The sequence below is a fragment of the Sphaerisporangium flaviroseum genome, from assembly GCF_039537005.1.
GTDB lineage: Bacteria > Actinomycetota > Actinomycetes > Streptosporangiales > Streptosporangiaceae > Sphaerisporangium > Sphaerisporangium flaviroseum.
Genome location: NZ_BAAAZR010000038.1, coordinates 160332 through 178464, shown reverse-complemented (window position 1 = coordinate 178464; position 18133 = coordinate 160332). Strand labels below are relative to the sequence as shown.

The following is an 18133-nucleotide window of genomic DNA, read 5'->3' as shown; positions in this document are numbered from 1 at the left end:
GTTACGCGCTGTCGAGCCCGTTCGATGCTGGGCCGAGCGCGGGAGGAGCAGCGATGTTCAGGGCGTGGCGTGGCCTTATCGAGGAATACCGTGACCGGCTCCCCGTGACCACGACGACGCCCGTGGTCACCCTGCTCGAAGGCGGCACACCGCTGGTCCCGGCGAGACGCGTCTCCGCGCTGACCGGCTGCGAGGTCCATCTCAAGGTCGAGGGGCTCAACCCCACCGGCAGTTTCAAGGACCGCGGCATGACCGTCGCCATCAGCAAGGCCGTGGAAGAGGGCGCGAAGGCGGTCATCTGCGCCTCCACCGGCAACACCAGCGCCTCCGCCGCGGCCTACGCCGTCCGTGCCGGGCTGACCTGCGCGGTCCTCGTGCCGCGCGGCAAGATCGCGATGGGCAAGCTGGCGCAGGCGCTCGTCCACGGCGCCAAGCTGCTCCAGGTCGACGGCTCGTTCGACGACTGCCTGGAGATGACGAGAAAGCTCGCGGACAACTACCCCATCGCCCTGGTGAACTCGGTGAACCCCCACCGGCTCCAGGGGCAGAAGACCGCCGCCTTCGAGGTCGTCGACGCTCTTGGCGACGCGCCCGACGTCCACTGCATTCCGGTCGGCAACGCCGGCAACATCTCGGCCTACTGGATGGGCTACCGCGAGTACGCCTCGGACGGTGTGTCGACGCGCACCCCGCGCATGCTCGGATTCCAGGCCAGCGGCGCGGCGCCCATCGTCAACGGCGCCCCCGTCACCCACCCGCACACGATCGCCACGGCGATCCGCATCGGCAACCCGGCCTCCTGGAAGCTCGCAGAAGCGGCCCGTGACGAGTCCGGGGGAGCCATCCAGTCCGTCACCGACCGGCAGATCGCCGCGGCGTACAAGCTCCTGGCCCAGGAAGAGGGCGTGTTCGTCGAGCTCGCCTCGGCCGCCAGCGTCGCTGGCCTGCTCCAGGCCCATGAGCAGGGGCTTCTGCGGCAGGGCGAGCGCGTCGTGTGCACCGTGACGGGCAACGGCCTCAAGGACCCCGACTGGGCGATCTCCGGGGCGCCCACCCCGCTGACGATCCCGGTCGACGCCTTCGCCGCCGCCGGCGCGCTCGAGCTGGCCTGACCCGGCCGAGCCCGCGGCTCGCCCCGCCGGGCGGCTGTCCGGCCGCGGTTGTTCCGCGATCGCCCGAGATCGCCGAAATCGAGGAGACCTATGGCATCGAGCAGGACCGTTGTCGTTCGGGTGCCCGCCACCAGTGCCAATCTCGGGCCGGGCTTCGATTCGCTCGGGCTCGCCCTCGGCCTGTACGACGAGGTCGAGGCCGAGATCTTCGACGACGTGCCCGGCTCGGCGCACGCCCGGCTGGTCAAGGTGCACGTCGAGGGCGAGGGCGCGGGTGAGCTCGACACCGGCGAGGCACACCTGATCATCAGGGCGATTCGGGCGGCCTGCGATCGGGCCGGCGTGTCGCAGCCCCGGGGCATCCGGCTCAGATGCCACAACCGCATCCCCCACGCGCGGGGCCTCGGCTCCTCGTCCGCCGCCATCTGCGCGGGCATCCTGGCGGCCAGGGCGCTGGCCGCGCCGGACATGACGGACGAGGAGGTGTTCACGCTCGCCACCGAGATGGAGGGCCACCCCGACAACGTCGCTCCCTGCCTGTCCGGAGGGCTGACCATCGCGTGGACCCACCTGTCCGGAAGTCCGCGTATGCTGAAGTTGAGCCCGCATGGGGGCGTCCGACCTGTGGTGTATGTGCCGAGAACCCGGCTCTCCACCGAGGTGGCGCGCGGGCTCCTGCCGAAGGACGTGCCGCATGCCGACGCAGCGGCGAACGCCGGACGCGCCGCCCTGCTCATCGCGGCGCTTACCCAGCGGCCGGAGAGCGGGTTGTTGCTCGCCGCCACCGAAGATCGTCTGCATCAGATCTACCGCGCGCCTGCGATGCCGGCCACGGCTGATCTGATAAAGCGTCTCCGTATGGCGGGGGTGCCCGCCGTCGTGTCGGGAGCCGGTCCCACGGTTCTCGCCTTTGGAACAGCGGATACCCATGATTTGATCGCGTCGGAAGTGGGTAGTGACTGGCACATCCAGCCATTGGACGTCGACCGGTCTGGCGCGAGCGTTCAATTTCCCGAGACACGCTGATGCATCTTCGACCTTCAGGGAATAGCAGTGTGCGCTGGTGATGTTAGGCTGATAGCCGCACCAGATGCCCCCGTTGCGGGTGCGTGCTTGTCAGCCATACATCGCTGGATCGCGCCTCTCGTCGCAAGACGGAGGCCGCACAGCGGGCTTCCCGAATTGATCACCTCCGGTTGGTCCACATCCGGTTGGCACGACGAGAAGCGGCGTAATCGGGGACATGCGCGTTCGACGGACATCGACATCTGGTCGGCGGTAACCAGCCGGGGGGCGACCCCCGGGCCCCCAACGGCTCGCGAAACTCGACGGTGACGGCCATGTGCCGGTTCGACGCACCGGCTTCCCGACACCTTAGAAATTCGCATAGCCCGACCCGGTCTGTCCCGCCGGGTCGCACCACCGGGACGCCTCGCTGATCGTGGCCGGCGCCCGACCCCTGGGAAGGACCTTTTAGTTGAGCGACACCACCGAACTCCTCTCCGACGCCACCGGCTCAGTGCCGCCGGCCGCCGGCGACACCCCCACCCGCGCCGCGGCCAAGCCGCGCCGTCGCTCCGGCACCGGCTTGTCCGCCATGGTGCTGCCCGAGTTGCAGGCTCTCGCGTCGAGCCTGGGCATCAGCGGGACCGGACGGATGCGCAAGAGCCAGCTCATCGCGGCCATCCAGGAGAAGCAGGGCGTAACTGCTGACGGTGCCTCTCCCTCCGCGGAGACCAAGGCCGCTCCGGCTCCCACGGCCACCGCGGCCACTGCGGCGCCCGCGGTCACGGCCGAGCCGGTGGCCGAGCGCCCGACCCGTGCCCGCCGGGAACGTTCCCGCCTGGCCCAGGTCGAGACCGTCGTCGGGACCCGCGAAGAGCGGGCCCCCGTCGTCGAGGCGCAGCCTGTCGAGCAGGCACCCGCCGCGCCCGTTTCCGCCGCCGTCGAGGCCGGTCAGGCCGAGGCGCGCCCCGAGCGGGGCGAGTCCCGCCGGGAGCGTGGCGAGCGCACCGAGCGCACCGACCGTTCCGAGCGCGGCGAGCGTGGCGAGCGCCGCGGCCGTGGCAGCGACCGGCGTGAGCGTGGCGACAACCGCCCCGACAACCGCAACGACAACAGCCGCCCCGAGCAGCGCGCCGCCGACGCGGGCGACGCCCAGGGCCGTCGTGAGCAGTCCCGTGACCAGGGCCGTGAGCAGGGTCGCGACCAGGGCCGTGACCAGGGCCGTGAGCAGTCCCGCGACCAGGGCCGTGACCAGACGCGCGACCAGGGCCGTGGCGGTCCCGAGACCGATGACGACCGCCGTGGCCGTCGTGGACGGTTCAGGGAGCGCAACCGCCGGGGCCGCGACCGCTTCGACAGCAACGAGCCCGTGATCGGTGACGACGACGTCCTCATCCCGATCGCCGGCATCCTCGACATCCTCGACAACTACGCGTTCGTGCGCACCAGCGGTTACCTGCCGGGCTCCAACGACGTGTACGTCTCGCTGGCGCAGATCCGCCGTAACGGCCTGCGCAAGGGCGACGTCATCACGGGCGCGGTCCGGCAGCCCCGTGACGGCGAGCGGCGCGAGAAGTTCAACGCCTTGGTCCGGCTCGACACCGTCAACGGCATGGACCCCGAGCAGTCGCGGAACCGCCCCGACTTCAGCAAGCTCACGCCTCTGTACCCGCAGGAGCGGCTGCGCCTGGAGACCGACGCCAACATCCTCACGACCCGGATCATCGATCTGGTCGCGCCGATCGGCAAGGGCCAGCGCGGTCTCATCGTCTCCCCGCCGAAGGCCGGTAAGACGATGGTGCTGCAGTCGATCGCCAACGCGATCACCCGGAACAACCCTGAGTGCCACCTGATGGTCGTGCTCGTGGACGAGCGTCCGGAAGAGGTCACCGACATGCAGCGGTCGGTGAAGGGCGAGGTCATCCACTCGACCTTCGACCGGCCCGCCGAGGACCACACCACCGTCGCCGAGCTCGCCATCGAGCGTGCCAAGCGCCTGGTGGAGCTGGGCCACGACGTGGTCGTGCTCCTCGACTCCATCACCCGTCTCGGCCGTGCCTACAACCTGGCGGCCCCGGCGTCCGGACGCATCCTGTCCGGTGGTGTCGACTCGACCGCGCTGTACCCGCCCAAGCGCTTCTTCGGCGCCGCTCGCAACATCGAGAACGGCGGCTCGCTGACGATCCTCGCCACGGCGCTGGTGGAGACCGGCTCCAAGATGGACGAGGTCATCTTCGAGGAGTTCAAGGGCACCGGCAACGCCGAGCTCAAGCTCAACCGGTCGCTGGCCGACAAGCGCATCTTCCCCGCGGTGGACGTCGACGCGTCCGGCACCCGTAAGGAAGAGATCCTGATGGGCAGGGACGAGCTGCAGATCGTCTGGAAGCTGCGCCGGGTGCTTCACGCCCTCGACATGCAGCAGGCGCTCGAGCTCCTCCTGGAGAAGATGAGGGAGACGCAGTCCAACGCGGAGTTCCTCCTCCAGGTCCAGAAGACCACGGTGAGCTCCGAGCGCGACCGCGACTAGCCGTCCCGTCGACACCGGTTCTCCGAGCCGGCACGGTACGTCCGGTCCCGCGGTGATCGCGAACCAAGGAAGGGCGGCAGGCCCCCAGCCTGCCGCCCTTCTTCACGCCCGCGTCCATTCACGCCGGTACGTCGGCGTGCGCCGATCTGCTCGTACGGCGGGCTCTTCGGGCTCAGGGCGGGCATGATGTTCGCGAAGGCCCGTGCCTGCCGGGGTAGGGCCAGCCCTACTTGGAGGACTCGCGCCTGCTCCATGGCGTCCCGCTCGAAGGCTTGGCAGGCTCGTGCTGTTCCGGTCGGGTGATGGCACCGGCCGGGCTCGTCGGGAGGGGCGTGCGGATGACCGCCGAGGTGGTGGTGACACGGCAGCCGCCGTTGCGCCACCGGGTGCCGCTGGGTCCTCGCGGGCCTCTGGGCCTGCTCGTCGATCCCATGACCTGGCGGGCCGCTCCCTATCTGCTGATCAGTGTGGCCTTCGGCCTCGCGTGGTTCGTGATCCTGTCGGTGGCCTTGCCGCTCTCGCTGCTGATGATCATCATCTGGGTCGGCCTGCCGCTTTTCGTGCTGACCATGCTGCTCTGGCGGGGTGGGGCCATGCTGGAGCGCCGTCTCCTGCGGCTCACCCTGGGTGTCACCATTCCCGATCCCTACCGGCCGAGGCCTGAGCGGGGGGTGGCGCGCCATCTCGGGTGGTTGTTCGGCGATCCGGCCACCTGGAAAGATCTGGGCTACCTGCTGCTCCTGCTCCCGCTGGGCCTGGTCGAGTTCTTCGTGTCCATGGTGCTGTGGGCCTGCTGCGTCGCGCTGATGGCCCAGCCGGTCCTGGTGGCGCTGGGCCATACGACGGTGATCACCGATCGCCTGGTCGTCGACAACCTGATCGAGTCGCTTCCCTGGGCGTTAGGCGGGGTGCTGCTCCTGGCGGCCACGCTCTACATCGTGCGGGGCATGGCCTGGCTCCACGGCACGCTCGCCGTGGCGCTGCTCGGCCCCGGCGACGAGGCGCGCGTCATGCACCTGAGGGCGAGCCGGGCCAGAGGCGTGGACGCCGCAGAGGCCGAGCGGCGCAGGATCGAGCGAGACCTGCACGATGGAGCCCAGCAACGGCTGCTCGCGGTGGTCCTGGACCTTGGGAGGGCGCAGGCGAAGCTCGACTCCCATCCAGAGGAGGCCAGAGACCTGCTCGCCCAGGCCCACGCGGGCACCAAGGCCGCCATCACCGAATTACGCGATCTCGCGCGGGGCATCTATCCCGCCATCCTGACCGACAGGGGCCTCGACGCGGCCCTCTCGGCGCTCGCCGCCCGGGCGCCCGTGCGGGTGGATGTGTCGGTCGAGATCGTCGATCGGCCACCGGCCGCGGTCGAGAGCATCGCCTATTTCATCGTCGCCGAGTCGCTGACGAACATGGCCAAGCATTCGGTGGCCACCGAGGCGTCGGTCCGGGTCAGCAGGCAGGATGATCGTGTCGTGGTCGAGGTCCGCGACAACGGCATCGGTGGCGCGGAGCCGCGTCCAGGCGGTGGCCTGGCCGGGCTGGCCGACCGCGCGGCCACCATCGACGGCGCGTTGACCGTCGAGAGCCCGCCTGGCGGCCCCACGCTCATCCGCGCCCGGTTACCGTACGAGTGGTGATGGTTCTCCTGGGGCGGCCGCCGTGCGAGTGGTGATCGCGGAAGACTCCGTGCTGCTGAGAGAGGGCCTGATCAGGCTGCTCGCCGACGGGGGCATCGACACGGTCGCCGCGACCGGCGACGGCCCGGGGCTGGTCGCGGCCGTGCGGGAGCACCGGCCCGACCTGGCGGTGGTCGATGTGCGCATGCCGCCGAGCCACACCGACGAGGGCCTCCGCGCGGCGCTGGAGGCGCGGGCTCTGATGCCCGGCCTGCCCGTTCTCGTGCTGTCGCAGTACGTCGAGGAGCGCTATGCCACCGAGCTCATCGGGCGAGGCGCGGCCGCGGTGGGCTACCTCCTCAAGGAGCGGGTCGCCGACGTGGCCGAGTTCCTCGACGCGGTGCGACGGGTGGCGGCGGGCGGCACGGTGATCGACCCCGAGGTCGTCGTGCAGTTGCTGAGCCGCCGCCGGCATGGTGAGCCGTTGGACTCGCTGACCGCCAGGGAGTCGGAGGTGCTGGGGCTCATGGCGGAGGGCCGGTCCAACAACGCGATCGCCGGGCGGCTGCGGATCACCGACGGCGCGGTCGAAAAGCATATCTCCGGCATATTCGGCAAACTCGGCCTCGACCCGGCACCTGACGACCACCGCCGCGTACTAGCCGTCCTGGCATATCTCGGCCGCGTCTAGGCGTTCCGGCCGGGCAGGTACTGCCGGGTGGGGCCGTGTCGCCGTGTCTGGGCGTGGTCTGGGAAGTCGGTGGTTTCGGGGATTTGCCCGTTCGGCGGCAGGTTCGGTGGGGGTGTTCGTCCTGTGGGGCGTGGGGCGATCGTCGGGGTCCCGGGAATGACCGATGGCCTGGCGGGGTTACAGGATCTGGCACACTGGTAGCCGAGCCATCATGGCGGTTCCGGTTCCCGCCCGCCCGCGAGTCACCTGACCGCGAGAGGCGAAGGCGACCCGGCGACCGCGCCAGAGAGGATTGACATGAAGCCCGACATCCACCCCGCATACGGCACCACGACGGTGACCTGTAGCTGCGGGAGCAGTTTCACCACCCGCAGCACCGCCAAGAACGGCGTGATCCACGCCGACGTGTGCTCCGCCTGCCACCCGTTCTACACGGGCAAGCAGAAGATCCTGGACACCGGCGGCCGGGTGGCCCGCTTCGAGAAGCGTTTCGGCAAGAAGCCCGCGAGCAAGTAGCTCGGCGAGTAACGCCGGCCCGGAACCGCCCCTGTCCTCTGGGGGCGTGCCCGGGTCGGCGTTCTTGGTGATGGCCCGGTTCTTGCCCGGTTGGTGAAGGAAGAAGGACGCACGGTGAACCTCGACGAGTTGCTCGGTGAGTACGCGGAGCTTGAGCAGAAGCTCGCCGACCCTTCTGTGCACGCCGACCAGAACCGGGCGCGGACCCTCGGCAAGCGCTACGCCCAGCTCACGCCCATCGTCTCGGTCTACCGGGAGCTCGAGGGCGTGCGCAACGACCTTGAGGCGGCCAGGGAGCTGGCCACGGAGGACCAGGCCTTCGCCGACGAGGCCGTCGAGCTCGAGAGCCGCATCGCCCCTCTGGAGGAGCGGCTCACCCACCTGCTCGTCCCGCGTGACCCCAACGATGACAAAGACATCATCATGGAGATCAAGGCGGGGGAGGGCGGCGAGGAGTCGGCCCTGTTCGCCGGCGACCTGCTCCGCATGTATCTCCGGTACGCCGAGCGCATCGGCTGGAAGGCCGAGATCATCGACGCGCAGCACTCCGATCTCGGCGGCTACAAGGACGTCACGGTCGCGGTGAAGGGCAAGGGCGCCGACGGGGTCTGGGCGCGCCTGAAGTACGAGGGCGGGGTCCACCGGGTCCAGCGCGTGCCGGTCACCGAGTCGCAGGGCCGCATCCACACCTCGGCGGCGGGCGTTCTCGTCTACCCCGAGGCGGAGGACGTCGAGGTGCAGATCGACCCCAACGACCTTCGCATCGACGTCTTCCGCAGCTCCGGCCCCGGTGGGCAGAGCGTCAACACCACCGACTCGGCGGTGCGGATCACCCACGTCCCGACCGGGGTGGTGGTGTCCTGCCAGAACGAGAAGAGCCAGCTGCAGAACAAGGAGTCCGCCCTGCGGATCCTCCGGGCGCGGCTGCTCGCCATCGCCCAGGAGGAGGCCGACGCCGCCGCCTCCGCCGAGCGCAAGTCGCAGGTGCGAACGGTCGACCGATCTGAGCGCATCCGCACCTACAACTTCCCGGAGAACCGCATCTCCGACCACCGCGTAGGGTTCAAGGCCTACAACCTCGATCACGTCCTGGACGGTGACCTGTCCTCGGTCATCCAGGCCCTGGCCGACGCCGAGATGGCAGACAAGCTCGCCGCCCACTCGTAATCCACATAACTGACGAAAACTTCCATGACCCTGCTGATGGACGAGATAGCGCTCGCCACCGCCCGGCTCGCCGAGGCGGGAGTGCCCTCACCGCGAACCGACGCTGAGGAGATCGCGTCGTTCGTCCATGGCGTGCGGCGCGGCCAGCTCCACACAGTGCCCGACTCCGACTTCGACGCGCTGTTCTGGGAGGGCATCGCCAGGCGCGAGGCGCGGGAGCCGCTCCAGCACATCACCGGGCGTGCCTTCTTCCGCTATCTCTCGCTGGAGGTCGGCCCCGGCGTGTTCGTGCCCCGCCCGGAGACCGAGGTCGTCGCGGGCTGGGCGATCGACCGGCTGCGCGAGATGGACGTCGCGTCCCCGGTCGTGGTCGATCTCGGCACCGGTTCCGGTGCCATCGCCCTGTCGATCGCCCAGGAGGTTTCGCTCGCCCAGGTGCACGCGGTCGAGGTCGATCCGGTGGCGTACGGCTGGGCCAAGCGCAACATCGTGGAGCACGGTCAGGGCCGCGTGTCCCTGCATCCCGAGGATCTCGCCGACTGCCTGCCCGAGCTCGACGGCCAGGTGGACCTGGTCGTCTCCAACCCTCCGTACATCCCGCCGGGGGCCGTGCCACGCGATCCCGAGGTGCGGGACTACGACCCGTCCCGTGCTCTGTACGGCTCGGGGGAGGATGGTCTGGACGAGGTCCGCGCGGTCGAGCGTACGGCCAGGCGGCTCCTGCGGCCGGGCGGCCTGGTGGCCGTCGAGCACGCGGACCAGCAGGGTTCGGCCGTCTACCTCGTGTTCTCCGAGGACCGAGGCTGGCGGGACGCGCGTAACCATGCCGATCTGGCGAACCGCGATCGTTTCGTCACGGCACGCTTCGGCCAGGAATAGGGGCGCGCACCGGCATCCCGGGCGGTGTTGCCCCACCAAAGTGGGAGGATGACTAGTCGTGAGTCGACGTTATGACTGTTCTGACCTCGAACAGCGTGCCGCCGGGCTGGCCGATGCCGCGTCCGCCATCCGCGCGGGCGAGCTGGTGGTCATCCAGACGGACACCGTTTACGGCATCGGTGCCGACGCCTTCACCCCTTCGGCGGTCGCGGCGCTGCTGGAGGCCAAGGGGCGGGGCAGGGACATGCCCGTCCCCGTGCTGGTCGGCACCGTACGAGCCGCCGGCGCCCTGGTGGAGGATCTCGGCACCTATGGGCAGGATCTGATTGATTCGTTCTGGCCCGGTCCGCTGACGCTGGTCTGCCGGGCGAGCCGCTCGCTCAACTGGGACCTCGGCGACACCAAGGGCACCGTCGCGATCCGGATGCCGCTGCACGGTGTCGCGCTGGAGCTACTCAAGGAGACCGGTCCGATGGCGGTGAGCAGCGCCAACCGGTCGGGCGCCCCGGCCGCGACGACCGCGGCGGAGGCGGAGGAGCAACTGGGGGACGCGGTCGCCGTCTACCTCGACGGCGGTGCGTGCACCGACAACACCCCTTCCACGATCATCGACCTGACGACGGCCGTGCCGCGAGTGTTGCGTAAGGGTGCGATCCCGGTCGAGAAGCTCCGCAGCGTGATCGGCTACGTCGCCACGGACGCCGACCCGGAGCCCGAGCCGGACACCGACAAGCCGCTCGGCTCTCCTGATGCGATCTCCGATGTCCCGGGTACGCCCGAGGAGGGTCCTGTCGTCACCCCGGAGGCTCCCGGTGAGGGTACTGATGGGGGCTCCGATGTTCCCGGCAAGGCGGTTGAGGCGCCTGTGACGACGCCGGAGGTCCCGGGTAAGCCGGTTGGCGCTCCTGAGGTGGTCGCTGACGCTCCTGAAGCGGTTGATCACACTCCTGAAGCGGTTGCTGACGCTCCTGAGGCGGTTGATCGCGCTCCCGGTAAGCCGGTTGACCTTTCCCGTTCGAAGGCCGGTGTCCCGGAGAAGCCGGTCGACTGACGTGCCCGGCCAAGCCGGCAGTGGGGGCTGAGAGCGGTCCTGGCGTGGGTGGCACCTGCCGTGACTCATGCCGTATGGCTATCGCGGAGCCGTATCGCAGGCTCATCTCAGTACCGTGAAGTGCGTCTGTGCTCTTGAGTGACGGGCTGTAGCGAGGGAGCATGGCTGCGAGCGGGTGCGAGCCCTCTCCAGTGAGCGGACCACAGGGAGCGGCGACCACGAGCACGGGAGACGCCCATGGGCAAGCTGGACGGAATGGACCCGAAGCTGGTCCGTGATCTGTTGGCCGAGGTCGGGCGTGCCGGTAAGCAGATGCGCACGGTCGAGTCCCGCATCACCCAGCTCACCAGTTCCGCCGGTCTGTCCGTTCCGGCGACCCATAGGCCCGCCCAGGTGGCGGAGGCGGGCGAGACCCTGGTCCGGGATGTCAGCGCCCGGCTCGTCCTGCTGGAGAAGCAGGAAAAGCAGAACGACACGGTGCCCGGTCCCAAGAGCATGAAGCAGACCGCTCCCGACAAGCAGGACTCCAAGTCCGAGAAGGACAAGGACGACGCGCCGAAGTCCGAGAAGGACAAGGAAGACGCGCCCAAGTCCGAGAAGGACAAGGAAGACGCCCCCAAGTCCGAGAAGGACAAGGACGACGCGCCCAAGGCCGACAAGAACGACAAGGACGACGCGCCCAAGGCCGACAAGAACGACAAGGACGACGCGCCCAAGGCCGACAAGAACGACAAGGACGACGCGCCCAGGGGCGACAAGTCGGATCCCGCTCCGAAGCCTGATAGGCATGAGGAGCCGAAGGGCGACACGCAGGACAGGACGCACAAGGTCGAGTCGCCGCCGGCGGACAGGCAGGATGCGCCTCAGGCGGACAAGCCCGACAAGCAGGACGCCCCCAAGGCTGACAAGTCGGATCCCCCTCCCAAGAGCGACAGCCCGCCCAAGGCCGATCCGACCCCGAAGGCCGACCCGTCTCCTCCGGGCGACTCTGCTCCCAGGGTCGACCCGTCTCCTCCGGGCGACTCTGCTCCCAGGGTCGAGCCGGCTCCTCCGGGCGACTCCGCTCCCACTGGCGAGCCTGCTCCCAAGGCCGATCCGTCTCCTACGGGCGACTCCACTCCCACCGGTGATCCCCCGCCGAAGGTCGACCCATCTCCCACAGGCGAGTCGGCGCCGAATGCCGACCCCGCTCCGACGGGTGATCCGACTCCGAGAGCAGAACCGTCTCCCACAGGGGAGTCCACTCCGAACGGCGATTCGTCTCCCACGGGCGAGTCGACTCCGAATGCCGATCCTGCTCCGACGGGTGATTCTGTTCCGGACGTGAACCCCTCTCCAACGGGTGAGGAGACGCCGGAGGCAAGTCCGTCTCCCACGGGGGAGTCGACACCGGAGGCGGGTCCCGCTCCGACGGGTGACACCGTTCCGGAAGCAAGTCCTCCGTCGGGTGACTCGGGCCCCAATGTGGATTCCGCGCCGAATGGAGGTCCGCCGCAGGCGGCGCCTCCTACGGGTGATGCGCCGCAGGCCGGTCCCGATGGGCAGCTTGATACGCCCAAGGCCGACAATTCCCATGACATCGACACCACTGAGGAGCGCACCCGGGTGATCGAAGTCGACGGTGTCAGGGTCGTCGAGGTCACCATGAAGCCGCCCAGCGCGGAGCATCTCCACTGGTTGATGCAGAACATGGACAAGATCCCGCCGATGGAACAGCCTGTGGTGATCCCACCGGACGGAGCTCTCCCAGGCGATCCCCACGCGGACGGGCCGGTCGGCTACATCCAGCCCGAAGATCCGTCCGGCTCCGCCAAGCCTTCGGCGCCTTTGCCCCCCGATACGGGTGGCCAGGCGGCTGAACAGGGCCCCAGTGGCTCTCAGGGCGTCGTCCAGGCCGGAGATCACGTCCAGTCGGGGGTCTACAACCCCGGCGGTGACGCGTCCGGGTACGGCGAATACAGCGGCGACAACCATTCCAGCGAGTACACCGGCCAGTACATCCATCAGGACGTCGGCCGGGACGTGGGCCGGTACACCGGTCAGGACGTCGGCCAGTACATCCATCAGGACGTCGGCCAGGACGTCGGCCAGTACACCGGGCAGGACGTCGATCGGGGGGAGTACCTGGGTCAGTACGCCGGGCCGCATCCGTACGGTGGTCAGGGGCAGTTCGCCGGTCAGGACGAGTACACCTGGGACGGTTCGTACGACGATGGGGAAGACGAGGCCGAGGGTCGGGTGTCCCACGGGGGAGGGGAATCAGGCGCTGGGGATGCCTATCGCGCGGACGGCGCTGCCCCGTCAGGATCGCCTCCTTCATCGGGCGCCGCTGGTTCGTCGGGGTCGGATTCACGTTCGTCGTCCGGTTCGTAGAGGAGGGCCGCCTGAGATGTACGCCGATCCGCCGGCGCCGCAGCCGCTCCAGCCAGGGGAGACGCCGCCCGCGTCCTCGTCCGACCCGTTCAGCCCGGACGGCCAGGCGACCAACTGGCGGTTCAATCCCGAATACCAGAAGCTGGTCGACCTCTGGCAGCAGGCCCAGCCGCTCCTCGAAGGGCTCACCACCTCGCTCGACAAGGCGTACCAGATGGCCCGCAGCCGGGACGTATGGGACGCGCCGGTCGCCGAGCGTTACGTCCAGGACATGACCGAGTGGCGTAATCGCCTCGACATGTACCGCCAGGCCGTGCTGACCGCCATCAGCGACCAGGCGGCCGACACGCCGCGCTGGGTGCCGACCGCGTCCTCCGCTCCCCATGCCTACAGCTGATTCGAGGCTCTGACCTCAATCGATCACGCCGCCGAGTCACCGCGGGCCGGCGGGCCGAGGCATACAGTGGGGAGATCGGTGTTCCTTGCCGGCACGCGCTTCAGCGCGGATAGGGGTGGTGAGCGAGCCATGCACGCGAGAGGGCGCGGCCACGAGCACGCTGACGAGTTCTACGGGCCTGATTTCTCCCAGCTCCAGCGGGAGGATCCGGAGATCGCCCAGGTCCTGCTCGACGAGGTCGCACGCCTGCGCGGAGGGTTGCAGCTGATCGCCAGCGAGAACCTCGCCTCGCCCGCCGTGATCGCCGCGCTCGGCTCGACGCTCACCAACAAGTACGCCGAGGGGTATCCCGGCCGGCGCTACTACGGTGGCTGCGAGGTGGTCGACCGTGCCGAGCGGCTCGCCATCGACCGGGCGAAGGCGCTGTTCGGCGCCGATCACGCCAACGTCCAGCCCCATTCGGGCGCCTCGGCCAACCTGGCCGCCTACGCCGCGCTGCTCCAGCCGGGTGACACGATGCTCGCGATGGCGCTGCCCCATGGCGGCCACCTGACCCACGGGTCCAAGGTGAACTTCTCCGGACGCTGGTTCGACGTCGTGGCGTACGGCGTGCGGCGGGACACCGAGACCATCGACTACGACGAGGTCCGCGAGCTGGCGATCCGGCACCAGCCCAAGCTGATCGTCTGCGGCGCCACGGCCTATCCCCGGCTGATCGACTTCGCCGTGTTCCGGGGCATCGCCGACGAGGTGGGAGCGTGGCTGCTCGCGGATGCCGCCCATACGATCGGCCTGGTGGCGGGCGGCGCCGTCCCCTCGCCCGTACCACACGCCGACGTGGTGACGTTCACGACCCACAAGGCCCTGCGCGGGCCGAGGGGCGGCGGCATCCTGTGCACTGCGGAGCTGGCCACCAAGATCGACCGCGCCGTGTTCCCGTTCATCCAGGGCGGCCCGCTGATGCACGCGATAGCGGCCAAGGCGGTCGCGTTCGGCGAGGCCGCGCGGCCGGAGTTCCGGGTGTACGCCGAGCGGGTGGTGGCCAACGCCCGGGCGCTCACCGACGCGCTCGCGGCAGAGGGCATGCGCCCGGTGTCCGGCGGCACCGACACCCACCTCGCGCTGATCGACCTGCGTGGTCTGGGAGTGACCGGGGCGACGGCCGAGCAGAGCTGCGCCCGTGCGAGGATCACGCTCAACCGCAACGCGATCCCCTACGATCCTGAGCCACCGACGGTGACGTCGGGCATCCGGCTCGGCACCCCGTGCGTCACGACCCAGGGCATGGGGGTCAGCGAGATGAAGGAGATCGCCTCGATGGTCGCGCAAGCCGTACGCGATCCGGGTGCGGTACCGTCTGTTGCCGAGCGGGTGACACAGCTCACCCGAGGGCACCCGGCGTACCCGTACGAATAAGGTGCAGTTCTGTGTAATTTTCCGGTCACATCTGACCGGACAATCCGGGAAACTAGGTTCGTGCGCGAATACCTTCTCATGGCGCTGGTAGCGGCGGCGGTCACCTATCTGCTGGTCCCGCTGGTCAGGGTCTTCGCGTTGCGCATCGGCGCCGCGCCGGAGATCCGTGAGAGAGACGTGCACACGGTCCGCACCCCGCGTCTCGGCGGTCTGGCGATGTACGCCGGGATGCTGGCGGGGCTGTTCGTGGCCAGCCGTCTGGAACACATCGGCGCCAAGCTCGCCGATCCGAGGGTGGGGGACGGCCAGACCGTCATCGCGCTGGCGCTCGCGGGTGGCGTCATCGTGCTGACCGGCTTCCTCGACGACTGGTGGGGGATGGACGCCCTCATCAAGCTCGGGGGGCAGATCGCCGCGGCGGGGCTGCTCGTCGCGTTCAACGTCACCCTGCTGTGGATCCCCCTGCCCAACGGGGGCACCGTAAGCCTCGACAGCACGCTCAGAACGATCATCACCATCCTGGTGGTGGTCGTGTCCATCAACGCGGTGAACTTCGTGGACGGCCTGGACGGGCTGGCCGCGGGCATCGTCTGCATCGCCGCGCTGGCCACCTTCGCGTGGACGATCGCGCTCACCGAGAACCTGGAACAGGGGCGTCTCAGCGTCACGGCCGCCATCACCGCCATCCTCATCGGGATGTGCCTGGGCTTCCTGCCGCACAACTTCCATCCAGCCAAGATCTTCATGGGCGACACGGGCGCGATGCTGATCGGGTTGCTGCTCGCGACCTCGGTGGTCACGGTGACGGGCACGGTCAACTACGACATCGCCCACCGCGAGATCAACCGGTTCCCGGTCGTGCTGCCCATCCTGCTTCCCCTCGCGGTGATGGTCCTCCCGCTGGCCGACCTGATCATGGCGGTGGTGCGCCGCACCTCGTACGGCAAGTCGCCCTTCGCCCCCGACCGCGGGCACCTGCACCACCGCCTGCTGCAGATCGGCCACTCGCACCGGCGCACGGTTCTGATCATGTACGCCTGGACTTTCCTGTTCGCGGCGACCGTCGTCGGCCTGTCGGTGGGCGGCGTGCCGCTGATCGTCTTCCCACTCGTCGTGCTGTTCGCGCTGGTCGTGCTCATGATGATGGGGTTACCGCTCTGGAGGTCCGGCCGTGGAGGCCGGGGGAGCGGCGGTTCCCACTCCGCCCGCCGAGGGCCGGCGCCCGGCTCCGGGCCGACGACGGAGGATCCCTCCGTGCCCGGCGCGGCGGCGAGCCCCCATGCGCCCGCGACGACCGGCTGACCGTGGACGGCCCGCACGTCTCCGCGGCGAGCGGTTGACCGCGCCGCGACCGCCCTCCGCGTACCCGTCCGTAATGAGGCTGGCATGCCGCTCGCGGTCCCCGTGCCATGTCGCAAATCGGGTGAAAATGCCGCCTGACCTGCATGAAATCCCAGGTAAAGGCGCCGATGCCCGAGCTTGTGATATCTTTCACTAGCGGGGCAGGAACGGCCCGCGGCCCGCGAGGTAGCAATCGCTCGCTTGACAACTGTTCGTTTGGAGCGCCGATGCAGGACAACGATCTCCGCATTCTCAGAGCTGCCGCGATCCCCACGGCCCTGGTCGGTCTGATCGCTGTCATCGTCGCCGCGTTCCTCTCGGGCTCGAAGGGTGCGCTGGGCGCCGGGCTCGGCGTTCTGGTCGTCGCCGCCTTCTTCACCATCAGCCTGATCGCCGTCGCCTACGCGGGGCGCATCTCGCCCACGATGATGATGGCCGCGGCGATGGGCACCTTCTTCGCCAAGATCCTCGTGCTCGCGGTGACGCTGGAGTACTTCGAGGACGCCACGGTGTGGAGCCCGAGCGCGTTCGGCCTGACCGTCGTGATCTGTACGATCTGCTGGACCATCGGTGAGGCGCGTGGCTTCCTGAAACTCCGGATGCTCTACGTCGACCCCGACGTCAAGGTTCCGGGACGGCTCGAGGAGAACAAGAAGTGACGCGTCGCATCTTGGGTCGCGCCTTCCTCTACACTCACCTTGGCAGACGGGGCAGGACGAGTCACTGCTGGACGGCTGAGGGCAGGTTTCTGAAGGCTGGTCCGATATGACTAGTCAGTGTCGCGCCTGCTATTGTCGCGTGCGCGATAAACAAGGTAGAGGAACATCTGCCGGAGCCATCGAGCCCTGGCGTCCTCGTCCTGTTCACACTTTCCATCCGGCCGGCCCGTTCAAGGTCTGGCCACTGGATGACCTCCTGATCAATCATCACGACGAAGGGAACGCCGAGTGAGCGCCGCGCTGACGCCTCTCGCCTCCGATGAGTTTCAGGCTCCGGGGCTTGGCCTGTTCGAATGGCCGCCGCTCGTCGAAGGTCAGGCATGGTTCAACAAGCCGGCTCTGTACGCGCTGATCGCCGCGGTGCTGGTCATGGTCATGGCCTACAGCGCTTTCTCCAAGCCCAAGCTGGTGCCCAGGGGTGTCCAGAACGTCGGTGAGCTGGCCTACATGTTCGTCCGCGAGCAGATCGCCCGGCCGAACCTCGGCAAGGACAGCGACCGGTGGATGCCGCTGCTGTTCACCATGTTCCTCTTCGTGTGGATCATGAACTTGTTCGGCTCGGTCATCTTCATCCAGTTCCCCGTGATGTCGCGGATCGGCTATCCCGCCGTCCTGTCGATCGGCGTGTGGGTGCTGGTGATGTACCTGGGCATCAAGCACCAGGGTCCGATCGGCTTCTTCAAGAACGTGATGTTCCCTCCCGGCCTGCCGAAGTGGATCTACTTCCTGGTCGCGCCGATCGAGCTCATCTCGACCTTCTTCCTGCGGCACATCACGCACGCCGTCCGGTTGTTCGCCACGATGATGGCCGGCCACCTGATCGTCGCGCTGTTCTCCGAGGTCGGCTGGCACTTCCTGTTCGTCAAGCTGACCCCGCTCGGCGCGCCCCTCGGGGTTCTCGGGGTCGTCATGACGATCCTGCTCACCGCCTTCGAGCTGTTCATCCAGGCGCTGCAGGCCTACGTGTTCGCCCTGCTGGCCGCGATGTTCATCAACGACGCACTGCACCCCGCACACTGAGACTTCCCGTTCCCCCGCCAGAACCCCGGTGGACACTCCACTGGTCGATAGAAAAGGAACCTAAGCATGTCTAGTGGTCTGCTCGCCGAAGTGACCGGTAACCTCGGCTCCATCGGCTACGGCCTGTCCGCGATCGGCCCCGGCATCGGCATCGGCATCATTTTCGGTCAGGGCGTGCAGGCCATCGCCCGCCAGCCCGAGGCCTACGGCCTGATCCGCCAGAACATGATCCTGGGCTTCGTGTTCGCCGAGGCGCTCGCTCTGATCGGTATCGCGCTCGCGTTCGCCTTCCGGGCCTGACATCTT

The 18133-nt window shown here is 68.8% G+C and carries 15 protein-coding genes and 1 pseudogene; all 16 read left to right on the top strand.

The genetic code is table 11. The annotated features are described in order from the left end of the window. Positions 1 to 53 precede the first annotated feature (53 nt). The 16 genes and pseudogenes from thrC to atpE all read left to right on the top strand — a co-directional run bounded on the left by thrC (position 54) and on the right by atpE (position 18127). Positions 54 to 1112, top strand: coding sequence for a threonine synthase (gene thrC / locus ABD810_RS32880; protein WP_344949776.1), 1059 nt, complete (start codon positions 54 to 56; stop codon positions 1110 to 1112). 90 nt (positions 1113 to 1202) lie between these two features. After that, entirely contained in the window at positions 1203 to 2138 is a 936-nt protein-coding gene (gene thrB, locus ABD810_RS32875) for a homoserine kinase (protein ID WP_344949773.1), read from the top strand. Positions 2139 to 2589: 451 nt separating this feature from the next. Beyond that, positions 2590 to 4644: a transcription termination factor Rho gene (gene rho, locus ABD810_RS32870; RefSeq protein WP_344949770.1), complete on the top strand. Its 2055-nt coding sequence runs from the start codon at positions 2590 to 2592 to the stop codon at positions 4642 to 4644. 338 nt (positions 4645 to 4982) lie between these two features. After that, positions 4983 to 6278 (top strand): sensor histidine kinase, encoded by a 1296-nt coding sequence (locus tag ABD810_RS32865; RefSeq protein ID WP_344949767.1) that lies wholly within the window; start codon positions 4983 to 4985, stop codon positions 6276 to 6278. A 22-nt stretch (positions 6279 to 6300) separates the two neighbouring features. Next, on the top strand, positions 6301 to 6948 hold the full coding sequence (locus ABD810_RS32860) for a response regulator transcription factor (RefSeq protein WP_344949764.1): 648 nt from the start codon (positions 6301 to 6303) through the stop codon (positions 6946 to 6948). A 297-nt stretch (positions 6949 to 7245) separates the two neighbouring features. Beyond that, positions 7246 to 7464: a 50S ribosomal protein L31 gene (gene rpmE / locus ABD810_RS32855; protein WP_344949761.1), complete on the top strand. Its 219-nt coding sequence runs from the start codon at positions 7246 to 7248 to the stop codon at positions 7462 to 7464. Between the two features lie 114 nt (positions 7465 to 7578). Next, positions 7579 to 8631, top strand: coding sequence for a peptide chain release factor 1 (gene prfA, locus ABD810_RS32850; protein WP_344949758.1), 1053 nt, complete (start codon positions 7579 to 7581; stop codon positions 8629 to 8631). A gap of 24 nt (positions 8632 to 8655) precedes the next feature. Further along, complete coding sequence (gene prmC, locus ABD810_RS32845) at positions 8656 to 9510, top strand: peptide chain release factor N(5)-glutamine methyltransferase (protein ID WP_344949755.1); 855 nt, start codon at positions 8656 to 8658, stop codon at positions 9508 to 9510. A gap of 58 nt (positions 9511 to 9568) precedes the next feature. Beyond that, positions 9569 to 10238: pseudogene (locus ABD810_RS32840) on the top strand (L-threonylcarbamoyladenylate synthase); the annotation flags it as partial. Positions 10239 to 10798: 560 nt separating this feature from the next. Then, on the top strand, positions 10799 to 12934 hold the full coding sequence (locus tag ABD810_RS32835; RefSeq protein ID WP_344949752.1) for a hypothetical protein: 2136 nt from the start codon (positions 10799 to 10801) through the stop codon (positions 12932 to 12934). Positions 12935 to 12950: 16 nt separating this feature from the next. Next, positions 12951 to 13331 (top strand): hypothetical protein, encoded by a 381-nt coding sequence (locus tag ABD810_RS32830; protein WP_344949749.1) that lies wholly within the window; start codon positions 12951 to 12953, stop codon positions 13329 to 13331. Positions 13332 to 13460: 129 nt separating this feature from the next. Continuing rightward, entirely contained in the window at positions 13461 to 14747 is a 1287-nt protein-coding gene (locus ABD810_RS32825; RefSeq protein WP_344949746.1) for a serine hydroxymethyltransferase, read from the top strand. 60 nt (positions 14748 to 14807) lie between these two features. After that, positions 14808 to 16049 (top strand): glycosyltransferase family 4 protein, encoded by a 1242-nt coding sequence (locus ABD810_RS32820; RefSeq protein ID WP_344949743.1) that lies wholly within the window; start codon positions 14808 to 14810, stop codon positions 16047 to 16049. 266 nt (positions 16050 to 16315) lie between these two features. Beyond that, positions 16316 to 16747 carry a Cg1360 family ATP-synthase-associated protein gene (locus ABD810_RS32815; protein WP_344949739.1) on the top strand — a complete coding sequence of 144 codons (432 nt, stop codon included), beginning with the start codon at positions 16316 to 16318 and terminating at the stop codon, positions 16745 to 16747. Positions 16748 to 17035: 288 nt separating this feature from the next. Further along, positions 17036 to 17827, top strand: a complete 792-nt coding sequence (gene atpB, locus ABD810_RS32810) for a F0F1 ATP synthase subunit A (RefSeq protein WP_344949736.1) — start codon at positions 17036 to 17038, stop codon at positions 17825 to 17827. A 66-nt stretch (positions 17828 to 17893) separates the two neighbouring features. Further along, entirely contained in the window at positions 17894 to 18127 is a 234-nt protein-coding gene (atpE, locus tag ABD810_RS32805) for an ATP synthase F0 subunit C (protein WP_344949733.1), read from the top strand. Positions 18128 to 18133: the final 6 nt, after the last annotated feature.

What these genes read in the sequence shown, in the direction of transcription:
- ABD810_RS32830 (WP_344949749.1), top strand. Translation starts at nt 12,951, where the DNA reads ATGTACGCCGATCCGCCGGCGCCGCAGCCGCTCCAGCCAGGGGAGACG.
- ABD810_RS32865 (WP_344949767.1), top strand. Translation starts at nt 4,983, where the DNA reads ATGACCGCCGAGGTGGTGGTGACACGGCAGCCGCCGTTGCGCCACCGG.
- prmC (WP_344949755.1), top strand. Translation starts at nt 8,656, where the DNA reads ATGACCCTGCTGATGGACGAGATAGCGCTCGCCACCGCCCGGCTCGCC.
- ABD810_RS32825 (WP_344949746.1), top strand. Translation starts at nt 13,461, where the DNA reads ATGCACGCGAGAGGGCGCGGCCACGAGCACGCTGACGAGTTCTACGGG.
- ABD810_RS32835 (WP_344949752.1), top strand. Translation starts at nt 10,799, where the DNA reads ATGGGCAAGCTGGACGGAATGGACCCGAAGCTGGTCCGTGATCTGTTG.
- thrB (WP_344949773.1), top strand. Translation starts at nt 1,203, where the DNA reads ATGGCATCGAGCAGGACCGTTGTCGTTCGGGTGCCCGCCACCAGTGCC.
- ABD810_RS32815 (WP_344949739.1), top strand. Translation starts at nt 16,316, where the DNA reads ATGCAGGACAACGATCTCCGCATTCTCAGAGCTGCCGCGATCCCCACG.
- rpmE (WP_344949761.1), top strand. Translation starts at nt 7,246, where the DNA reads ATGAAGCCCGACATCCACCCCGCATACGGCACCACGACGGTGACCTGT.
- atpE (WP_344949733.1), top strand. Translation starts at nt 17,894, where the DNA reads ATGTCTAGTGGTCTGCTCGCCGAAGTGACCGGTAACCTCGGCTCCATC.
- thrC (WP_344949776.1), top strand. Translation starts at nt 54, where the DNA reads ATGTTCAGGGCGTGGCGTGGCCTTATCGAGGAATACCGTGACCGGCTC.